The sequence below is a fragment of the Pseudomonas sp. JS425 genome, from assembly GCF_018223845.1.
In the GTDB taxonomy this organism is placed as follows: Bacteria; Pseudomonadota; Gammaproteobacteria; order Pseudomonadales; family Pseudomonadaceae; genus Aquipseudomonas; species Aquipseudomonas asiatica.
In genome coordinates this window covers 197,605-219,584 of sequence record NZ_CP073661.1, presented here as the reverse complement: position 1 = coordinate 219,584, position 21,980 = coordinate 197,605, and the positions used below count along the sequence as shown (strand labels likewise).

Here is a 21,980-nt window from a genome sequence, read left to right as displayed (position 1 = left end):
TCAGAACGGGGCATCGCCCTGGATGGTGGTGCGGTAGAGCTTGCGTCGCAGGTGTGCGGGGCAGCCGGTGGCCAGGTGGATAAGCGAGCGGTTGTCCCAGAACACCAGGTCGTGGGGCTGCCACTGGTGGCGGTAGATGTTCTGTTCCAGCACGCTCAGGGCATACAGCTGTTGCAGCACGTCGCGGCTTTCGTCACTAGGCAGGCCGACGATACGGGTGGTGAAGCCTTCGCTGACGAACAGCGCCTTGCGGCCGTTTTCCGGGTGGGTACGCACCACCGGATGGATGACTTCCTGTACCTGTGCAAGCTGCTCGGCGGTCAGGGTCGGGCGCCAGTTGCCTTCGAACTTGGTCTCGGCGTAACGGGCGGTGTAGGAGTGAGCGGCACTGCGGCCCTCGACCACGTTGCGCAAGGCTGCGGGTACGGCGTCCCAGGCTTTGTGCATGTCGGCGAACAGGGTATCGCCGCCTTCACTGGGCAGTTCCTGGGCATGCAGCATGGAGCCAAGGCTGGGCAGTTCCTTGTACGACAGGTCCGAGTGCCAGAACTTGCCAGCATCGCCCAGGCCGATGTTCTGGCCGTTTTCGATGATGTTGGAAACGATCAGGATCTCGGGATGGCCAGCGAGCAGGAACTGCTTGAGCACATGGATCTGCAATGGGCCGAAGCGGCGGCTGAAGGCGATCTGCTGGTCGGGGCTGATGCGCTGGTCGCGGAACACCAGCACGTGGTGGTCGAGGTGGGCGCGATGGATACGGGCGAAATCCTCGGCGTTGACCGGTCTGGCCAGGTCCAGGCCGACGATCTCGGCGCCTACGGCACCGGAGAACGGGCGGATTTCAAAGCGTTGCGGCTGGGCGCTGTCGATGATCGACAAGGCGTTCGAGGCGGCTGACATTTTTCACTCCCACGCAGTGCGCGACTTCAATGGCGCGCAACGATCAGAAACGCACGGGGATTTCCCGTGTGGGTTCAAGTCGTGCGGCGCATCGATTGGTCGATGGGTACGCAGTGGAAATGACTATAAAGTCATAAAAGAAATAATTTAAATACCTTTAGAGAATAACCATAGCACCGGGATTTCCTTGCCGGTGATCAGATCAACCCGCCCTGTTCTTCTTCTTCGATGAGGTTGGTCAGGCTGCTGAGCGCCTTGCGCGCCTTGGAGCGATTGAGCAGCTTGGCCTGCGCGCCAGCGGGCAGGTCGGTGATATTGAACACCCCCTTGGCGGTCAGCACATCGATCAGGTCCTCGAGCACGCGGATCATGTCCAGGTCGCTTTGCTTGAGCTGGTTGAGGCTGTTTTCCACGACGTCCTCGGCAAACCATTCCTGGATATCGGCATGGTCGGCGGGAAGCATTTCGGTGAACTCGTCGAAAGCGGCCGCTTCTACCCGCCGCAACTGGCCGGCGGCATCGCGTTGCACGTAGAACATGGCGGTGTCCCTCGTCACGTTGGTTCCTTGGTGGTAGACAGCAGCATAGGCAAAGTTCGCCGGGCACGCAGGCCCGGCGCAAGAGTATGCGCTGTCCTTGGGGTATCGGCAAAGAGCGTGCTGGTGCGGCCTCCTATCGCAAGAAGGCCGCACAGCAGACGGGGGCTGGACATAGTTAGATGATTGGGCCGCAAAACGGCCCGCTTGCCCGTCAGCTGTCCTTGTTGTCGATGCGGATCAACGGGTCGCTACCGGAGATCAACGAATTGATCGAGTTGCCCGACCAGTTTACACCCTCAAGCTTGATGGTGACGTCCGCGTTGGCAACACCACCCGCAGCGTTGAGCTTGCCCTCGCTGCTGATCTGCAGAGTGGTCGAGCCATCTGCGAAACTCATTTTCAGGTAGTTGTCGATGGTTTTGCCGGTCTCGTTGACAAGCAGATCTTTCAGGTCGATCCGGTCCCCTTCGGCAGACTTAAAGTCCTTGATTACGTCATTGCCGTAATCGCCGGCCTTCCAGATAAAGGTGTCCTTACCTGCTCCACCGATCAGGGTATCGTCGCCATGGCCACCAGTCAGGAAATCATCGCCACTGCCACCCAACAGCATGTCATTACCTCTGCCACCATCGAGCCTGTCGATGCCGCCTTGCCCGAAGAGGATATCGTTGCCATTTCCACCTGTGAGGATGTCATTACCGTCGTTGGCACCCGAGATATCAAATTCGGTGTAGTGCTCGGAGATGTACTGATGCATGTTCTTGGCAGTGATGGTGCCCACATCCACATTACTCTTCTGCGCGACGTACTCCTGCAACCCTTGATAACCCTCGCTGACAACGCCGTTGAGGGTAATCAAGTCACCGAAGATGATGTCGTTGCCATTGCCACCATCGATGCTATCCGAGCCCGGAACGGTGGCCTCGGTATGTCCGAGAATTGCCGCCGCCAGTTTGGACGGGTCGATATTGGTTTGCGGCTTACCGGCGCTATCATAGTCCTTGAGATCGTTCCAGCTGACATCGTTGTTAAGCCCGATAGCCTGAACTTTAGTCAAGCCAGAAAGCAGCTTGAAGCTGGCCGTCGAGCCGTCACTCGCGCTATCCCAACTGTAAGCGTTACCGTAGCCCGCCCGAGAAGAAAACTCGTAGGTGCCATCCCCTTGCGCATGGATCGTCCCCACGGATCTGTTAGAGTTGTTGATGTAAACATCACCACTGGAGGTGATAATAAGCCTCTGGCGGTCGATCACCTTGTCGAAGTAGTCTCCGATCTTAAAGTTGTTGACGTTCACAACATCATCCAGATACTTGCCGGACCACAGCCGAGGATTAATTTCCTCCTGGTTCTGCCAAAAAGTCGGTTTGCCATCGGTGATGAAGTACGTCAGGTTCTCCGCCCCTGTGTTACTGGTGGCCATGGTGCTCTTGAAGAAGTTAGCCGTCGTCTTGAACACATCTTCATAGTTGGTACCGCCACCATAGTTCTCACCGCCCACCATCGAATTAAGCACCGCCTGCAGTTTGCTGAGGGCATTCGAATCGGCAAGGTTGACCGAGATGTTCTTGTTAACCTGACTGTCAAAGTCAGCCAGGAAGATGTTCACCGTACCTGAGCTGTCAGAGCCCAAGCTGGCTTTGAGTGTGTTGAACACCGATGCCAGCTGTTTCTTGGCATCAGCAATCGACTGTTCACTCATACTGCCCGAGCTGTCGACCATAAAGGCAATATTGTAGTTCTTGCCTTGCACCACGTTCAGGCCAGACACGTCTGCCACGATAATATCGTTGCTCTCACCACCGGCAAGCGTGTCATCGCCTTTGGTACCGACACTCGATTTGTAATCGGCCTTGTAGACCGTAACCGGAATCGTACCTGGGGTGCTGTCCGATCCACCAAGGCTCTCGGTGGCGGTGGCGGTTACTGCGATAGTGAACTTGCCCTCGTAGTAGGCTGGCGGCGTCAGTGTCAGGCTGCTGAGTTTCCAGCCAGTCACATCTACAGGCGTACCACCCACCTTAGTCGTGTGGCCCGCACCATCGCTCAGTACCGAACCTGCCGGAATGCCGCTGAGCGTTACACTCAAGCTCTCGGAACCATCGGTATCGACCAGGCCGGCAGTAATGCCAACCAGCTTGACCGAGCCACCTTCCGGCCCTTCGTTCAGCTTGTAGCCGTCGTAGTAGCTCTGGCCATTGACTGTGTGTAAGTCAGACGCGGTCAGGCCTGCGGTGGCCATGTCCGCCACGCTCTGGTACATCGGGATGTTGGTACTGCTCAGGTCTACGGCAGTACCGTTACCCACCTTGATGTTAAGGTCATAGCTACCAGGACCTGCCTGGTTGGCATGGTAGACCTCGATCGGGTAGTAGCCGCTGGTTTTAGCCGTGAAGGTACCCGAAATCTGTCCACCGCCACCCCACGTGGTGGTTACGACCGTAGTACCACCCACGGTGACCACCAAACTATCATCGGCAGTGCCGCTGAAGGTGTAGGTTTTGCCTTCTTCCAGATAGATCAGGCCCGAAGTCTTGGAGCCCGAACCGGCGTTGACGCTGCCATCGGACTGCACATTGGTGGTAGTGCCTTTCGAAGTCGCTGCACCCGAGTTGGCGAAGACGTTCTTCAAAGCGTCGCCTGTGATGCCATTGCCATCGGTACCCAGCCCTTTGAGCGATGTCCAGACTTCCTTGGTAAGCGCCTTGGAGACAGCATCGGCACTGCCGATGACCAGAGTTGGCTTGTCAGCCTGCGGCGCGATGTCTACCTTCATGATCACTTCGCTGCCAAGATTGGTGCCATCGTTCGCCTTGTACTTGAACTGGGCGTAGTCAGCCTGCTGGTTGCCCACACCGGCCCCGCCGTATCCATTGATGCCCGACTCGTTCAAATCCGGCTGGAACCTGAGGTAGCCCTTGTCGATGTCTGCCTGGCTGACCCGTTGCCCTGCGGCAACATCACCCCAGGTTTGGGTTTTGGTATCAAAGACCCTCAAGATACCGTCAACCGGGAGCGATGTGATCGTCACGAAGAGGCCGGTGTTGCCATCGGCATCGGTGACTTTGAAGTCGTCCCAGGTAAAGACATACTGTGTGTCTTCCACGCCAGTGACAGCACCACCGGTCGAAACCGGCAGATGGTCGTTGTCGAGTATCTGCGTCGTTACGCTCTGGTTGGTGGCGTCCACCTTCAGGTTTTCGAAGCTGCCACCGGTGGCCGTTTCAATCCTCACGACGAAGTTTTCGGTCAGTTCGACCAGCTTGTCATCGATGGTCACGATGTCGAATTTGGCGCTGCTGCTGTTAGCTGGGATCTTCACCGTGGCGACACCGTTGAAGTCATCGCCATTACTGGCGGTGCCGCTATAGCTGAGGGTGATGGTGACCTCAGACTTGGACGGGTTACTCAGCGTCAGCGTGTAGTGGCCAGTTTCACCCTCGGTGAGCGAAGTGGTACCGCTGATACCAACCGTGGTCACGTTACCGCTGCCACTTGGTTCGTCAGTGACCGTGGTGCTTACTGTCTTGGTGTCGGTTACCAGGTTCTCGAACTTCGTGGTACCCGATACCGAGATATCGGTGATTGCCTTGGTAATCGTGGCCTGGCCACCGACATAGGGGTCGTTCGGTGCAGTGACGAAGCCAGTGCCCGAAGCAGAACCCGCAGGGATGGTCACGACCGTGCCGCCCGTCAGCGTCACAGTGACGCCACCGTGGCCGGTCACCGGGAGCTTGGTGTCTTCGCTGATCAAGGTCACGGTGTAGGTGATCTTGCCGCCTTCGACCACCGCAGTGCTGTCCACCGACAGTACGGCAGTAACCTTGCTGAGGGTGTCGGTGACCTGCACAACCGCCGGATCGCCGATTACCAAGTGCTCCAGCGGAGCCCCCGGGACGGTGGCCTCGTCGATGCTGACGGTGATCTGGTCCTTGTCGATGAACACGTCATCGCCTTGCGCAGGGGCCGAGATGGTCTTGCTGGTTTCGCCCGCTTCGAACACCAGGGTCTCGCCGGTGCTGAGCTTGACGGTCAGCGGCTTGTCGATCGGTTTGTTCAAGGTGACGTTGAACGACGGCGCGGTCGCCTCGTTCACCGAGCTTTCTACTGGAGTGATACGGACTTCAACCAGGTTGCCGGCACCGTCCGGCTCGTCGCTGATGGTGGTGGTGACCGACTTGGTGTCGGGGACCAGGTTCTCGAATTTCGCATCACCATTCACGGTGATGTCTGTAATCGACTTGGTGATCGCAGCTTGGCCACCGGTGTACAGGTCGTTCGGGGCAGTGACGAAGCCAGTGCCCGAAGCGGAGCCTGCTGGAATGGTCACCACCGTGCCACCCGTCAGGGTGACGGTTACGCCGCCATGGCCAGTCACCGGCAGCTTGGTGTCTTCACTGATCAAGGTCACGGTGTAAGTGATCTTGCCGCCTTCGACCACCGCAGTGCTGTCCACCGACAACACGGCGGTGACCTTGCTGAGGGTGTCGGTGACCTGCACAACCGCCGGATCGCCGATTACCAGGTGCTCCAGCGGAGCCCCCGGGACGGTGGCCTCGTCGATGCTGACGGTGATCTGGTCCTTGTCGATGAACACGTCATCGCCTTGCGCAGGGGCCGAGATGGTCTTGCTGGTTTCGCCCGCTTCGAACACCAGGGTCTCGCCGGTGCTGAGCTTGACGGTCAGCGGCTTGTCGATCGGTTTGTTCAAGGTGACGTTGAACGACGGCGCGGTCGCCTCGTTCACCGAGCTTTCTACTGGAGTGATACGGACTTCAACCAGGTTGCCGGCACCGTCCGGCTCGTCGCTGATGGTGGTGGTGACCGACTTGGTGTCGGGGACCAGGTTCTCGAATTTCGCATCACCATTCACGGTGATGTCTGTAATCGACTTGGTGATCGCAGCTTGGCCACCGGTGTACAGGTCGTTCGGGGCAGTGACGAAGCCAGTGCCCGAAGCGGAGCCTGCTGGAATGGTCACCACCGTGCCACCCGTCAGGGTGACGGTTACGCCGCCATGGCCAGTCACCGGCAGCTTGGTGTCTTCACTGATCAAGGTCACGGTGTAAGTGATCTTGCCGCCTTCGACCACCGCAGTGCTGTCCACCGACAACACGGCGGTGACCTTGCTGAGGGTGTCGGTGACCTGCACAACCGCCGGATCGCCGATTACCAAGTGCTCCAGCGGAGCCCCCGGGACGGTGGCCTCGTCGATGCTGACGGTGATCTGGTCCTTGTCGATGAACACGTCATCGCCTTGCGCAGGGGCCGAGATGGTCTTGCTGGTTTCGCCCGCTTCGAACACCAGGGTCTCGCCGGTGCTGAGCTTGACGGTCAGCGGCTTGTCGATCGGTTTGTTCAAGGTGACGTTGAACGACGGCGCGGTCGCCTCGTTCACCGAGCTTTCTACTGGAGTGATACGGACTTCAACCAGGTTGCCGGCACCGTCCGGCTCGTCGCTGATGGTGGTGGTGACCGACTTGGTGTCGGGGACCAGGTTCTCGAATTTCGCATCACCATTCACGGTGATGTCTGTAATCGACTTGGTGATCGCAGCTTGGCCACCGGTGTACAGGTCGTTCGGGGCAGTGACGAAGCCAGTGCCCGAAGCGGAGCCTGCTGGAATGGTCACCACCGTGCCACCCGTCAGGGTGACGGTTACGCCGCCATGGCCAGTCACCGGCAGCTTGGTGTCTTCACTGATCAAGGTCACGGTGTAAGTGATCTTGCCGCCTTCGACCACCGCAGTGCTGTCCACCGACAACACGGCGGTGACCTTGCTGAGGGTGTCGGTGACCTGCACAACCGCCGGATCGCCGATTACCAAGTGCTCCAGCGGAGCCCCCGGGACGGTGGCCTCGTCGATGCTGACGGTGATCTGGTCCTTGTCGATGAACACGTCATCGCCTTGCGCAGGGGCCGAGATGGTCTTGCTGGTTTCGCCCGCTTCGAACACCAGGGTCTCGCCGGTGCTGAGCTTGACGGTCAGCGGCTTGTCGATCGGTTTGTTCAAGGTGACGTTGAACGACGGCGCGGTCGCCTCGTTCACCGAGCTTTCTACTGGAGTGATACGGACTTCAACCAGGTTGCCGGCACCGTCCGGCTCGTCGCTGATGGTGGTGGTGACCGACTTGGTGTCGGGGACCAGGTTCTCGAATTTCGCATCACCATTCACGGTGATGTCTGTAATCGACTTGGTGATCGCAGCTTGGCCACCGGTGTACAGGTCGTTCGGGGCAGTGACGAAGCCAGTGCCCGAAGCGGAGCCTGCTGGAATGGTCACCACCGTGCCACCCGTCAGGGTGACGGTTACGCCGCCATGGCCAGTCACCGGCAGCTTGGTGTCTTCACTGATCAAGGTCACGGTGTAAGTGATCTTGCCGCCTTCGACCACCGCAGTGCTGTCCACCGACAACACGGCGGTGACCTTGCTGAGGGTGTCGGTGACCTGCACAACCGCCGGATCGCCGATTACCAGGTGCTCCAGCGGAGCCCCCGGGACGGTGGCCTCGTCGATGCTGACGGTGATCTGGTCCTTGTCGATGAACACGTCATCGCCTTGCGCAGGGGCCGAGATGGTCTTGCTGGTTTCGCCCGCTTCGAACACCAGGGTCTCGCCGGTGCTGAGCTTGACGGTCAGCGGCTTGTCGATCGGTTTGTTCAAGGTGACGTTGAACGACGGCGCGGTCGCCTCGTTCACCGAGCTTTCTACTGGAGTGATACGGACTTCAACCAGGTTGCCGGCACCGTCCGGCTCGTCGCTGATGGTGGTGGTGACCGACTTGGTGTCGGGGACCAGGTTCTCGAATTTCGCATCACCATTCACGGTGATGTCTGTAATCGACTTGGTGATCGCAGCTTGGCCACCGGTGTACAGGTCGTTCGGGGCAGTGACGAAGCCAGTGCCCGAAGCGGAGCCTGCTGGAATGGTCACCACCGTGCCACCCGTCAGGGTGACGGTTACGCCGCCATGGCCAGTCACCGGCAGCTTGGTGTCTTCACTGATCAAGGTCACGGTGTAAGTGATCTTGCCGCCTTCGACCACCGCAGTGCTGTCCACCGACAACACGGCGGTGACCTTGCTGAGGGTGTCGGTGACCTGCACAACCGCCGGGTCGCCGATTACCAGGTGCTCCAGCGGAGCCCCCGGGACGGTGGCCTCGTCGATGCTGACGGTGATCTGGTCCTTGTCGATGAACACGTCATCGCCTTGCGCAGGGGCCGAGATGGTCTTGCTGGTTTCGCCCGCTTCGAACACCAGGGTTTCGCCGGTGCTCAGCTTGACGGTCAACGGCTTGTCGATCGGTTTGTTCAAGGTGACGTTGAACGACGGCGCGGTCGCCTCGTTCACCGAGCTTTCTACTGGAGTGATACGGACTTCAACCAGGTTGCCGGCACCGTCCGGCTCGTCGCTGATGGTGGTGGTGACCGACTTGGTGTCGGGGACCAGGTTCTCGAATTTCGCATCACCATTCACGGTGATGTCTGTAATCGACTTGGTGATCGCAGCTTGGCCACCGGTGTACAGGTCGTTCGGGGCAGTGACGAAGCCAGTGCCCGAAGCGGAGCCTGCTGGAATGGTCACCACCGTGCCACCCGTCAGGGTGACGGTTACGCCGCCATGGCCAGTCACCGGCAGCTTGGTGTCTTCACTGATCAAGGTCACGGTGTAAGTGATCTTGCCGCCTTCGACCACCGCAGTGCTGTCCACCGACAACACGGCGGTGACCTTGCTGAGGGTGTCGGTGACCTGCACAACCGCCGGATCGCCGATTACCAGGTGCTCCAGCGGAGCCCCCGGGACGGTGGCCTCGTCGATGCTGACGGTGATCTGGTCCTTGTCGATGAACACGTCATCGCCTTGCGCAGGGGCCGAGATGGTCTTGCTGGTTTCGCCCGCTTCGAACACCAGGGTCTCGCCGGTGCTGAGCTTGACGGTCAGCGGCTTGTCGATCGGTTTGTTCAAGGTGACGTTGAACGACGGCGCGGTCGCCTCGTTCACCGAGCTTTCTACTGGAGTGATACGGACTTCAACCAGGTTGCCGGCACCGTCCGGCTCGTCGCTGATGGTGGTGGTGACCGACTTGGTGTCGGGGACCAGGTTCTCGAATTTCGCATCACCATTCACGGTGATGTCTGTAATCGACTTGGTGATCGCAGCTTGGCCACCGGTGTACAGGTCGTTCGGGGCAGTGACGAAGCCAGTGCCCGAAGCGGAACCTGCTGGAATGGTCACCACCGTGCCACCCGTCAGGGTGACGGTTACGCCGCCATGGCCAGTCACCGGCAGCTTGGTGTCTTCACTGATCAAGGTCACGGTGTAAGTGATCTTGCCGCCTTCGACCACCGCAGTGCTGTCCACCGACAACACGGCGGTGACCTTGCTGAGGGTGTCGGTGACCTGCACAACCGCCGGATCGCCGATTACCAAGTGCTCCAGCGGAGCCCCCGGGACGGTGGCCTCGTCGATGCTGACGGTGATCTGGTCCTTGTCGATGAACACGTCATCGCCTTGCGCAGGGGCCGAGATGGTCTTGCTGGTTTCGCCCGCTTCGAACACCAGGGTCTCGCCGGTGCTGAGCTTGACGGTCAGCGGCTTGTCGATCGGTTTGTTCAAGGTGACGTTGAACGACGGCGCGGTCGCCTCGTTCACCGAGCTTTCTACTGGAGTGATACGGACTTCAACCAGGTTGCCGGCACCGTCCGGCTCGTCGCTGATGGTGGTGGTGACCGACTTGGTGTCGGGGACCAGGTTCTCGAATTTCGCATCACCATTCACGGTGATGTCTGTAATCGACTTGGTGATCGCAGCTTGGCCACCGGTGTACAGGTCGTTCGGGGCAGTGACGAAGCCAGTGCCCGAAGCGGAGCCTGCTGGAATGGTCACCACCGTGCCACCCGTCAGGGTGACGGTTACGCCGCCATGGCCAGTCACCGGCAGCTTGGTGTCTTCACTGATCAAGGTCACGGTGTAAGTGATCTTGCCGCCTTCGACCACCGCAGTGCTGTCCACCGACAACACGGCGGTGACCTTGCTGAGGGTGTCGGTGACCTGCACAACCGCCGGATCGCCGATTACCAGGTGCTCCAGCGGAGCCCCCGGGACGGTGGCCTCGTCGATGCTGACGGTGATCTGGTCCTTGTCGATGAACACGTCATCGCCTTGCGCAGGGGCCGAGATGGTCTTGCTGGTTTCGCCCGCTTCGAACACCAGGGTCTCGCCGGTGCTGAGCTTGACGGTCAGCGGCTTGTCGATCGGTTTGTTCAAGGTGACGTTGAACGACGGCGCGGTCGCCTCGTTCACCGAGCTTTCTACTGGAGTGATACGGACTTCAACCAGGTTGCCGGCACCGTCCGGCTCGTCGCTGATGGTGGTGGTGACCGACTTGGTGTCGGGGACCAGGTTCTCGAATTTCGCATCACCATTCACGGTGATGTCTGTAATCGACTTGGTGATCGCAGCTTGGCCACCGGTGTACAGGTCGTTCGGGGCAGTGACGAAGCCAGTGCCCGAAGCGGAGCCTGCTGGAATGGTCACCACCGTGCCACCCGTCAGGGTGACGGTTACGCCGCCATGGCCAGTCACCGGCAGCTTGGTGTCTTCACTGATCAAGGTCACGGTGTAAGTGATCTTGCCGCCTTCGACCACCGCAGTGCTGTCCACCGACAACACGGCGGTGACCTTGCTGAGGGTGTCGGTGACCTGCACAACCGCCGGATCGCCGATTACCAGGTGCTCCAGCGGAGCCCCCGGGACGGTGGCCTCGTCGATGCTGACGGTGATCTGGTCCTTGTCGATGAACACGTCATCGCCTTGCGCAGGGGCCGAGATGGTCTTGCTGGTTTCGCCCGCTTCGAACACCAGGGTCTCGCCGGTGCTGAGCTTGACGGTCAGCGGCTTGTCGATCGGTTTGTTCAAGGTGACGTTGAACGACGGCGCGGTCGCCTCGTTCACCGAGCTTTCTACTGGAGTGATACGGACTTCAACCAGGTTGCCGGCACCGTCCGGCTCGTCGCTGATGGTGGTGGTGACCGACTTGGTGTCGGGGACCAGGTTCTCGAATTTCGCATCACCATTCACGGTGATGTCTGTAATCGACTTGGTGATCGCAGCTTGGCCACCGGTGTACAGGTCGTTCGGGGCAGTGACGAAGCCAGTGCCCGAAGCGGAGCCTGCTGGAATGGTCACCACCGTGCCACCCGTCAGGGTGACGGTTACGCCGCCATGGCCAGTCACCGGCAGCTTGGTGTCTTCACTGATCAAGGTCACGGTGTAAGTGATCTTGCCGCCTTCGACCACCGCAGTGCTGTCCACCGACAACACGGCGGTGACCTTGCTGAGGGTGTCGGTGACCTGCACAACCGCCGGGTCGCCGATTACCAGGTGCTCCAGCGGAGCCCCCGGGACGGTGGCCTCGTCGATGCTGACGGTGATCTGGTCCTTGTCGATGAACACGTCATCGCCTTGCGCAGGGGCCGAGATGGTCTTGCTGGTTTCGCCCGCTTCGAACACCAGGGTTTCGCCGGTGCTCAGCTTGACGGTCAACGGCTTGTCGATCGGTTTGTTCAAGGTGACGTTGAACGACGGCGCGGTCGCCTCGTTCACCGAGCTTTCTACTGGAGTGATACGGACTTCAACCAGGTTGCCGGCACCGTCCGGCTCGTCGCTGATGGTGGTGGTGACCGACTTGGTGTCGGGGACCAGGTTCTCGAATTTCGCATCACCATTCACGGTGATGTCTGTAATCGACTTGGTGATCGCAGCTTGGCCACCGGTGTACAGGTCGTTCGGGGCAGTGACGAAGCCAGTGCCCGAAGCGGAGCCTGCTGGAATGGTCACCACCGTGCCACCCGTCAGGGTGACGGTTACGCCGCCATGGCCAGTCACCGGCAGCTTGGTGTCTTCACTGATCAAGGTCACGGTGTAAGTGATCTTGCCGCCTTCGACCACCGCAGTGCTGTCCACCGACAACACGGCGGTGACCTTGCTGAGGGTGTCGGTGACCTGCACAACCGCCGGATCGCCGATTACCAAGTGCTCCAGCGGAGCCCCCGGGACGGTGGCCTCGTCGATGCTGACGGTGATCTGGTCCTTGTCGATGAACACGTCATCGCCTTGCGCAGGGGCCGAGATGGTCTTGCTGGTTTCGCCCGCTTCGAACACCAGGGTCTCGCCGGTGCTGAGCTTGACGGTCAGCGGCTTGTCGATCGGTTTGTTCAAGGTGACGTTGAACGACGGCGCGGTCGCCTCGTTCACCGAGCTTTCTACTGGAGTGATACGGACTTCAACCAGGTTGCCGGCACCGTCCGGCTCGTCGCTGATGGTGGTGGTGACCGACTTGGTGTCGGGGACCAGGTTCTCGAATTTCGCATCACCATTCACGGTGATGTCTGTAATCGACTTGGTGATCGCAGCTTGGCCACCGGTGTACAGGTCGTTCGGGGCAGTGACGAAGCCAGTGCCCGAAGCGGAGCCTGCTGGAATGGTCACCACCGTGCCACCCGTCAGGGTGACGGTTACGCCGCCATGGCCAGTCACCGGCAGCTTGGTGTCTTCACTGATCAAGGTCACGGTGTAAGTGATCTTGCCGCCTTCGACCACCGCAGTGCTGTCCACCGACAACACGGCGGTGACCTTGCTGAGGGTGTCGGTGACCTGCACAACCGCCGGATCGCCGATTACCAGGTGCTCCAGCGGAGCCCCCGGGACGGTGGCCTCGTCGATGCTGACGGTGATCTGGTCCTTGTCGATGAACACGTCATCGCCTTGCGCAGGGGCCGAGATGGTCTTGCTGGTTTCGCCCGCTTCGAACACCAGGGTCTCGCCGGTGCTGAGCTTGACGGTCAGCGGCTTGTCGATCGGTTTGTTCAAGGTGACGTTGAACGACGGCGCGGTCGCCTCGTTCACCGAGCTTTCTACTGGAGTGATACGGACTTCAACCAGGTTGCCGGCACCGTCCGGCTCGTCGCTGATGGTGGTGGTGACCGACTTGGTGTCGGGGACCAGGTTCTCGAATTTCGCATCACCATTCACGGTGATGTCTGTAATCGACTTGGTGATCGCAGCTTGGCCACCGGTGTACAGGTCGTTCGGGGCAGTGACGAAGCCAGTGCCCGAAGCGGAGCCTGCTGGAATGGTCACCACCGTGCCACCCGTCAGGGTGACGGTTACGCCGCCATGGCCAGTCACCGGCAGCTTGGTGTCTTCACTGATCAAGGTCACGGTGTAAGTGATCTTGCCGCCTTCGACCACCGCAGTGCTGTCCACCGACAACACGGCGGTGACCTTGCTGAGGGTGTCGGTGACCGCCACAGAAGCCGGATCGCCGAGCTGCAGGTTCTCGAATTTCGAGCCGTCGACGGTAGCGTCAGCGATACCAACTTCGATTTTGCCCTTGTCGACGAACACGTCGTCGCCTTGCGGCTTGGCGGTGTACGGCTTGGAGACTTCGCCAATGCCGAAGGTGATCTTGTCGCCGTTGCTCAGGGTAACGATCAGCGGCTTGTCGAGTGGCTTGTTCAGCGTGACGACGAAGTTCGGTGCAGTCGCCTCGTCGACCGCCTGCTCGACCGCACTGATGCTGACCTTGACCAGATCGCCTTCATTACCGCCACCCGGGTTCGGATTGCCCGGGGTACCTGGCTCGTCGGTAACCTGGGTTTTGACTTCGGTCTTGTCCAAGGTCAGTTGTTCGAACTTCCACGCGTCTGCGCCGCTGACCGAGCCGATCGCGTTAACGACAGGCGGATTGCTCCCGGTGTAGACGTTGTCCGGCGCGATGGCCGTGGCCGAACCGGTGGCGCTGTTCGCCGGCACGATGACAGTAGTGCCATCGGTCAGCTTGAAGTACAGCTCCGCGTGGTTGTTGATCGGCAGACCGTCTTTGTTGGTCAGCGTGATCGTGTAAGTGATTTCGCCGCCTTCGGTTACCGAAGGAGTCGCGGTCAGCTTGGCCACAACTTCGTCGATGGTGTCGGTCACTTTGACCGAAGCCGGATCACCCAGCTGCAGGTTCTCGAAGGCAGCGCCGGTCACATCTACCGCCGACTTAATGCCGAGGGTGATTTCGCCAGCGTCCTGGTAGACGTCGTCACCTTGCGCGTCGTGAGCATACGGCTCGCTCGAGGTCTGACCGGCCTTGATGGTCACAACTGCGTTATTGCTCAGGGTTACGGTCAGGTCATGCGCCAGCACTGTGTTGATATGCACGGTGAAGGTCGGCTTGACGTTTTCGGCAACCGATGTCTGGTCGGCCGTGATGGTGACCTTGACGATATCGCCTTCGTTGCCGCCACCCGGGCTCGGATTGCCCGGGGTACCTGGCTCGTCGGTAACCTGGGTTTTGACTTCGGTCTTGTCCAGGGTCAGTTGTTCGAACTTCCACGCATCCGAACCGCTGACCGAGTCGATGGCGTTGACCACTGGCTTGTTAGCGCCAACGTAGACGTTGTCCGGCGCAACAACAGTGGCCGAACCGGTGGTGCTGTTGGCTGCAACCACGACGTTAGTGCCGTCGGCCAGCTTGAAGTACAGCTCTGCGTGGTTGTTGATCGGCAGACCGTCTTTGTTGGTCAGCGTGATGGTGTAGGTGATCTCGCCGCCTTCGATCACCGAAGGGGTTGCGGTCAGCTTGGCCACAACTTCGTCGATGGTGTCCGAGATTTCAACGGTAGCCGGGCTACCCAAGGCCAGCTTCTCGAAAGTGGCGCCGGAAACTGTAGCGTCGGTCACGCTGAGAGTAATGGAGCCGGCGTCTTTGTAGACGTCGTCGCCCTGGGCCGAGGCTTTATACTCGACCTCGGTTTTACCCGCCTCGATGGTCACGGTGTCGCCGTTGGACAGGGTTACGGTCAGCGGACGGTCCAGCGCCTGGCTTACCTTTACAGTGAAGGAAGGCTGCTGGTCTTCGGTCACATTGCCGTTGCTGACGATGCTTACGGTAACGGTATCGATACTGTCACTAATGACAGTCGAAGCTGGGGTTGGATTCGGGGTCAGTTGCTCGAAGTTGCCACCAGCGGCGCCCTCGATGGTGACGCTAACGGTGGAACCGTTGTTGTAGACGTCGTTCGCCGGGGTCTGGAAGTCGACACTGCCCTGGGTCTTGCCGGCCTCAACGGTAATGGTCTGGCCATTGGACAGGGTCACGGTCACCGGGGTCTGGGCCGGATTGCTCAGGGTCACGGTGTAAGTAATGACGCCGCCTTCGGTCACCGACGGCGTCGCCGTCAGGGTCGCAGTAGTGTTATCGACCGAGTCGTTGATCGCGGTCTGAGCCGGCGTTGGGTTCGGGGTCAGCTGCTCGAAGTTGCCACCGGTCGCACCGGTAATCGTCGTGCTGACCGTCGAGCCGTTGTTGTAGACGTCATTGGCCGGGGTCTGGAAATCGATGCTGCCCTGGGTCTTGCCGGCTTCAACGGTGATGGTCTGGCCATTGGACAGGGTCACTGTCACCGGGGTCTGGGCTGGGTTGCTCAGGGTCACGGTGTAGGTGATCACACCGCCTTCAGTCACCGACGGCGTCGCCGTCAGGGTCGCAGTAGTGTTGTCGACCGAGTCGTTGATGGTGGTCTGAGCCGCGGTCGGATTCGGGGTCAACTGCTCGAAGTTGCCACCGGTGGCACCAGTAATCGTCGTGCTGACGGTCGAGCCATTGTTGTAGACGTCGTTGGCTGGGGTTTTGAAGTCGATGCTGCCCTGGGTCTTGCCGGCTTCAACGGTGATGGTCTGGCCATTGGACAGGGTCACTGTCACCGGGGTCTGGGCTGGGTTGCTCAGGGTCACGGTGTAGGTGATCACACCGCCTTCGGTCACCGACGGCGTCGCCGTCAGGGTCGCAGTAGTGTTGTCGACCGAGTCGTTGATCGTGGTCTGAGCCGGGCTCGGATTCGGGGTCAACTGCTCGAAGTTCCCGCCGGTAGCATCGGTAATCGTCGTGCTGACAGTCGAGCCGTTGTTGTAGACGTCGTTGCTCGGGGTCTGGAAGTCAACGCTGCCCTGGGTCTTGCCAGCTTCGACAGTGATGGTCTGGCCGTTGGACAGGGTCACGGTCACCGGGGTCTGGGCAGGGTTGCTCAGGGTTACGGTGTAGGTGATCACGCCGCCTTCAGTCACCGACGGAGTGGCCGTCAGGGTCGCAGTGGTGGTGTCGACGGTATCGGTAACCTGAGTAACCGCTGGTGTTTGCGGCACAATCACTGTCAGCCCGCTGCCCCCGGTGGTGCCCGTTACGGTCGCCGAAATCTGGCCACCGTCGATATAGGGGGTATCGTTCGCGGGGACCACGACGTTTACGCTACCAGTGGTCTGCCCAGCCGGAATCACAATCACGGCACCGTTGGACAGGGTGACCAACAGGTTTGTGGCCGGCGCCTGGCCAACTGTAGCTGTATAAACGATTACGCCACCCGCCTCGCTGATGGAAGAGGTAGCGTCAAGAACCAGGTCAGTAGAAACGTTGGTGTCGGTCGTCGGTGTAGTCACCTGGTTGTTGCTGGTGGTATCCAGCACGCCAACCTCTTCGCCATCGAGCACGGCAGCAAAGCCCAGCCCTTCAGTCGGAAAGCCGACGGTAGGGTCGACCCGGCCTGCGGTTTCTTCGAGCATGACAAAGCTGTGGCCACCGCCAAGCGCGCCACCACCGCCCGACGACGACGGGCCAGCCGCAGTCGCCTCAAGTTCGGTAGTCGGGTCGACACCGGCAGCGATCGCCTGTTGCAGCTCTTCCACCGACGGCGCGGCCTGCGCGGTAGCCTGACTCAGGTCGGTGCTGCTGTCCGGCGCATCAGCGCTCCACTGGCTGTCTCGACCCAGATCCAGCAAACGGCCATCGGCCAGTTCCAAAGTAATTGCACCGCCTGGGCCAGTGAGCACTTCCTCACCGACCAGCAGGCGGTCCCCTTCGATCAGAACACGCCGAATGCCCTCAGGGGATACCGCAATAACCTGGCCAACAATACTTTTGACGATGGCTACAACGCTGCTCATTGGACTCTCCGTGTGACCCGATAGGTACTTCCCTGCCAGAGCGGCACTCGCAGACCACTTCAGGCGGAACTATGTTGATGATCTTTCGACGCTTACCGACGTCAATATTCCGCCTATGACTTATTAGGCTCGACTGAATGCCAAACTATTGACCCGCATTCTGCCATCCTAAACAATCGGCAATGTAATGTCACATTGATATTCGCATATTAACCATGTGCTTTTTAGGGACAAGTGCCATACATCACCTAAAGCGCGCTCAACGCGACATTTAGAGCATCTTTCTCGGCGCTTAGGTGATGGTATCGGATGGGTCAGGACACCCTTTCATCGGCAATTGTCAAAATTCGAGCGTCAATTTACAAATCACCTTCCGCTCGCTCAAATAATAGCTTTTTCAGCAGCACAAACCTTGCCTAAAGGGGGCCCGACGGTGACTGGAGGCCACGCAGAACCTGGGCCTTGTGACAGTTCGCGGCTGTCGGTAGCCAGTACAGTTGCACAATTAGGGTGTCAATTTGCCGCAGATCAAAGAGATAGCGAACCACAGCGTAAATACTGCCAGCCCGAATATGAGAAAGCGTTACCGTTTGTATAGACCAGGCTTGTCAGAGAACGCTTTGCTAATAGATGAATTTTGCCTAATTAGTCGCGCAAGTCCGTCAACAAATCAGCGCCTGTTTATTGACAAATGTGCAGAGCGATACCGCAACACCTCTGTCGCCAGCTAGATGGCAGGCTATGCTTAACACTGATTCGACCTGGATGAATCAAAAATGAAACATCCACCACCCAGCACCGTCTGCCAGGAATGAAGACCGCAGAACTGTTTACTCAATAGCGATTCAAGGCGACCATTAGCCGGTTGCCCAAGCGCCAGGGTGCCGTAGCCTCATGACCACTGCCTGGCAGCACGGGTGAGCCAGCCTGAACGGCGGCACACCCACCCCACCCACCACAAGGATGAAGAGAGCGCCGCGTGGAATCCGAAGTCAGTCGAGTCCAACTCAGCCACGATCCACGCAGTCAGCATGACGATCCCCTGCTGGATAGTCTGTTGAGCCTGTGTGTCCTGCACCAGAAACCTGCAAGCCGGGTCATGCTGACCACCGGCCTGCCGTTGCCGGCCCAGCGCCTGAGCCCCGAGTTGCTGCCCCGCGCTGCCGCCAGGGCCGGGCTGCAGGGGCGCCTGCTGCAGCGTAAGCTGGAGCAGATCCCGAGCATCGCCATGCCAGCCATGTTGCTGCTCAAGGAAGGCCGCAGCGCCGTCCTGCTGGGCTGGGAGAACGAAGACACCGCACGCCTGTTGCTTAGCGAGAGCGATGGCGGCGAGGTGCATGTCAGCCGCGAAGCCCTGCAGAGCGATTACAGTGGCCGGGTATTCTTTGCCCAGCCGCAGCACAAGTTCGACGTGAACCACGGCAACCTCATCCCGCGGGCGAAGTCGTGGTTCCGCGATACCTTGCTGCGCAGCAAATGGCTGTATATCGACGCCATCGCCGCCAGCCTGGTGATCAACCTGATCGCCCTGGCCGCGCCACTGTTCGTGATGAACGTATATGACCGGGTGGTACCCAACCAGGCCACCTCGACCCTCTGGGTACTGGCCGTCGGCATCGCCGGCGCCTACATCTTCGACCTGATCCTCAAGGGCCTGCGCGGCTTGTGCCTGGACCTGGCCGGCAAAAAGACCGACCTGATCATTTCGGCAACGCTGTTCGAACGTATCGTCGGCATGTCGATGAAGTACCGCCCTGCCAGGGTCGGCAGCTTTGCCCAGAACATTCATGAGTTCCAGGGCCTGCGGGACTTCCTCGCCTCGCTGACCCTGACCAGCCTGATCGACCTGCCCTTCACCGTGCTTATCCTGATCGTCATCGCCATTATTGGCGGGCATCTGGTGTGGATACCGATCATCGCCTTCCCGCTGGCCCTGGGCATCGGTTATGCACTGCAACGGCCACTGATGGCGACGATGGAACGGACCATGGCCCTGGCTTCGGAGCGCCAGTCCAGCCTGATCGAGACCCTTGCCGGCCTGGATGCGGTAAAGGTCAACAACGCCGAAAGCGAACGCCAGTACATGTGGGAGCAGACCCTCGGTACCCTCAGCCGCCTCGAACTGCGGGTCAAAGTGCTGTCTAGCCTGGCGATGAACATCACCCTGCTGATCCAGCAACTCGCAGGCGTGGCAATGATCTGCGTCGGCGTATACCTGATCATCGACGGCAACCTGAGCATGGGCGGCCTGGTAGCCTGCTACATGCTCAGCGGCCGCGCCCTCGGGCCGCTGGGCCAGCTCAACGGCCTGCTCGCCCGCTACCAGCAAGCCAAGGTGACCATGGTCTCCACCGACCACATGATGGAACTACCGCAAGAGCGCAACTTCGAAGAACGCCCACTGAGCCGCAAGGTGCTGCAGGGCAGCGTCGAGTTCCGCGGGGTCGATTTCACCTATCCGAACCAACAGAACCAGGCCCTGAAGAACATCAACCTCACCATCCGCCCCGGCGAGAAGGTGGGTATCATCGGCCGCAGTGGCTCGGGCAAGAGCTCGTTGGCCAAGCTCATCGTCGGACTGTACGAGGCCGACGGCGGCTCGCTGCTGGTCGACGGCGTGGACATTCGCCAGATCGACGTCAGCGAACTGCGCCACAACATCGGCTACGTGCCGCAGGACATTCAGCTGCTGGCCGGTACCCTGCGCGATAACCTGGTCAGCGGGGCCCGCTACATCGAGGATGAGTTGATCCTGCAGGCTGCCGAACTGGCAGGCGTACATGAATTCGCCCGGTTGCACCCGGACGGCTACGAGCTGCAGGTAGGTGAGCGCGGGCAGAACCTGTCCGGCGGCCAGCGACAGAACGTCGCCCTGGGCCGCGCGCTGTTGCTCAACCCGCAGATCCTGCTGCTGGACGAACCGACCAGCGCCATGGACAACACCGGCGAAGAACGCCTCAAGCAGCGGCTGCAGGCGGTAGTGGAAGGCAAGACGGTGCTGCTGGTCACTCACCGTGCCTCGCTGCTGTCACTGGTGGACCGACTGATCGTGATCGATCGCGGGCAGATTGTTGCCGACGGCCCGAAAGCCGCGGTCATGGATGCGCTGAAGAAGGGGCAGATCAGTGTTGCATAAGCTGGATGTAGGGCAATTCAAGGAAGGCCTGCGGCGCTATTTCAAAGGGTCCGATTCACTGGGCGGGCAGCCGCTGCCAGAGGTCAACAAGGCCCTGATCGAGGATGCGCCGCGAGTCGTGCGGCTGACCATCTGGGGCGTAATCCTGTTCTTCGTGTTCCTGATCGTGTGGGCCAGCGTCGCGCCCATCGACGAAGTTACGCGGGGTGAAGGCAAGGCCATTCCGTCGTCCAAGGTGCAGAAGATTCAGAACCTGGAGGGGGGCATAGTCGCCGAGATCTTCGCCAAGGAAGGGCAGATTGTCGAAGTGGGCCAGCCATTGCTGCGCCTGGATGAAACCCGATTCGCCTCCAACGTGGGTGAAACCGAGGCCGACCGCCTGGCCATGGCTTTGCGCGTCGAGCGCCTGAGTGCCGAAGTGGGCGACACCCCGTTGAAGATCGATGAGGAACTGCGCAAGGCCGCGCCAAGCCAGGCAGCAAGCGAAGAGTCGCTGTACCAGAGCCGGCGCCAGCAACTGCAGGACGAGATTGGTGGCTTGCAGCAACAACTGGTCCAGCGCCAGCAGGAGCTGCGCGAGTTCAGTTCAAAGCGCGCCCAGTACGCCAACAGCCTGGAACTGTTGCGTAAAGAAATCAGCATGTCCGAGCCACTGGTGGCAACCGGCGCAATCTCGCAGGTTGAAGTGCTGCGCCTGCGTCGTGCCGAGGTGGAGAACCGCGGTCAGCTGGACTCCACAGCGCTGGCTATCCCGCGTGCCGAGGCGGCCATTCGCGAGGTGCAAAGCAAGATCGAAGAGACCCGTGGCAAATTCCGTAGCGAAGCGCTGACCCAGCTGAACGAAGCGCGCACAGAGCTGAACAAAGCCACGGCAACCAGCAAGGCGCTGGATGATCGCGTTCACCGCACCATGGTTACTTCGCCGGTACGCGGTATCGTCAAGCAACTGCTGGTGAATACCATTGGCGGGGTGATCCAGCCGGGCAGCGATATCATAGAAATCGTGCCGCTGGACGACTCACTGGTTATCGAGGCGAAGATCCTGCCCAAGGACATCGCCTTCCTGCACCCTGGTCAGGAAGCGACGGTCAAGTTCACGGCCTATGACTACACCATCTACGGCGGGCTGAAGGCCAAGCTGGAGCAGATCGGTGCCGACACCATCACCGATGAAGACAAGAAGACCACCTATTACCTGATCAAGCTGCGCACCGACCGCAGCCACCTGGGCACTGACGAGAAGCCGCTGCTGATCATTCCGGGGATGGTGGCGACGGTCGATATCATGACCGGCAAGAAGACCATCATGAGCTACCTGCTCAAGCCGATAATGAAGGCGCGTTCGGAGGCGTTGCGCGAGCGTTGACCGCCATTCCTACCGTGTTCGCTGTAGGAGCGGCCTTGTGTCGCGAAAGGGCTG

Annotated in this window: 5 protein-coding genes; 2 read left to right on the top strand and 3 right to left on the bottom strand. The window is 60.0% G+C overall.

Going from position 1 to position 21,980, the window contains the following annotated elements; all coding sequences use genetic code 11:
• From KDB76_RS00950 to KDB76_RS00940, 3 genes are all read right to left on the bottom strand, one after another.
• A complete protein-coding gene (locus tag KDB76_RS00950) occupies positions 1–900 on the bottom strand; it encodes a TauD/TfdA family dioxygenase (RefSeq protein WP_038408503.1) in 900 nt (299 codons plus the stop codon).
• A 197-nt stretch (positions 901–1,097) separates the two neighbouring features.
• Positions 1,098–1,439, bottom strand: coding sequence for a hypothetical protein (locus KDB76_RS00945; protein WP_038408501.1), 342 nt, complete (start codon positions 1,437–1,439; stop codon positions 1,098–1,100).
• A 211-nt stretch (positions 1,440–1,650) separates the two neighbouring features.
• Positions 1,651–17,424, bottom strand: coding sequence for a retention module-containing protein (locus KDB76_RS00940; protein WP_212632212.1), 15,774 nt, complete (start codon positions 17,422–17,424; stop codon positions 1,651–1,653).
• Between the two features lie 979 nt (positions 17,425–18,403).
• On the opposite strand from KDB76_RS00940, the gene KDB76_RS00935 reads away from it, so the two are divergent.
• Both KDB76_RS00935 and KDB76_RS00930 read left to right on the top strand, forming a co-directional pair.
• A complete protein-coding gene (locus KDB76_RS00935; protein WP_023661998.1) occupies positions 18,404–20,560 on the top strand; it encodes a type I secretion system permease/ATPase in 2,157 nt (718 codons plus the stop codon).
• Entirely contained in the window at positions 20,550–21,926 is a 1,377-nt protein-coding gene (locus tag KDB76_RS00930) for an HlyD family type I secretion periplasmic adaptor subunit (protein ID WP_015268515.1), read from the top strand. Before KDB76_RS00935 ends, KDB76_RS00930 begins: the two co-directional genes overlap by 11 nt.
• The last annotated feature ends 54 nt before the right edge of the window (positions 21,927–21,980 follow it).

Excerpts from the sequence above, each read along its gene's own strand:
- KDB76_RS00940 (WP_212632212.1), bottom strand. The coding sequence starts at position 17,424 with ATGAGCAGCGTTGTAGCCATCGTCAAAAGTATTGTTGGCCAGGTTATT.
- KDB76_RS00945 (WP_038408501.1), bottom strand. The coding sequence starts at position 1,439 with ATGTTCTACGTGCAACGCGATGCCGCCGGCCAGTTGCGGCGGGTAGAA.
- KDB76_RS00950 (WP_038408503.1), bottom strand. The coding sequence starts at position 900 with ATGTCAGCCGCCTCGAACGCCTTGTCGATCATCGACAGCGCCCAGCCG.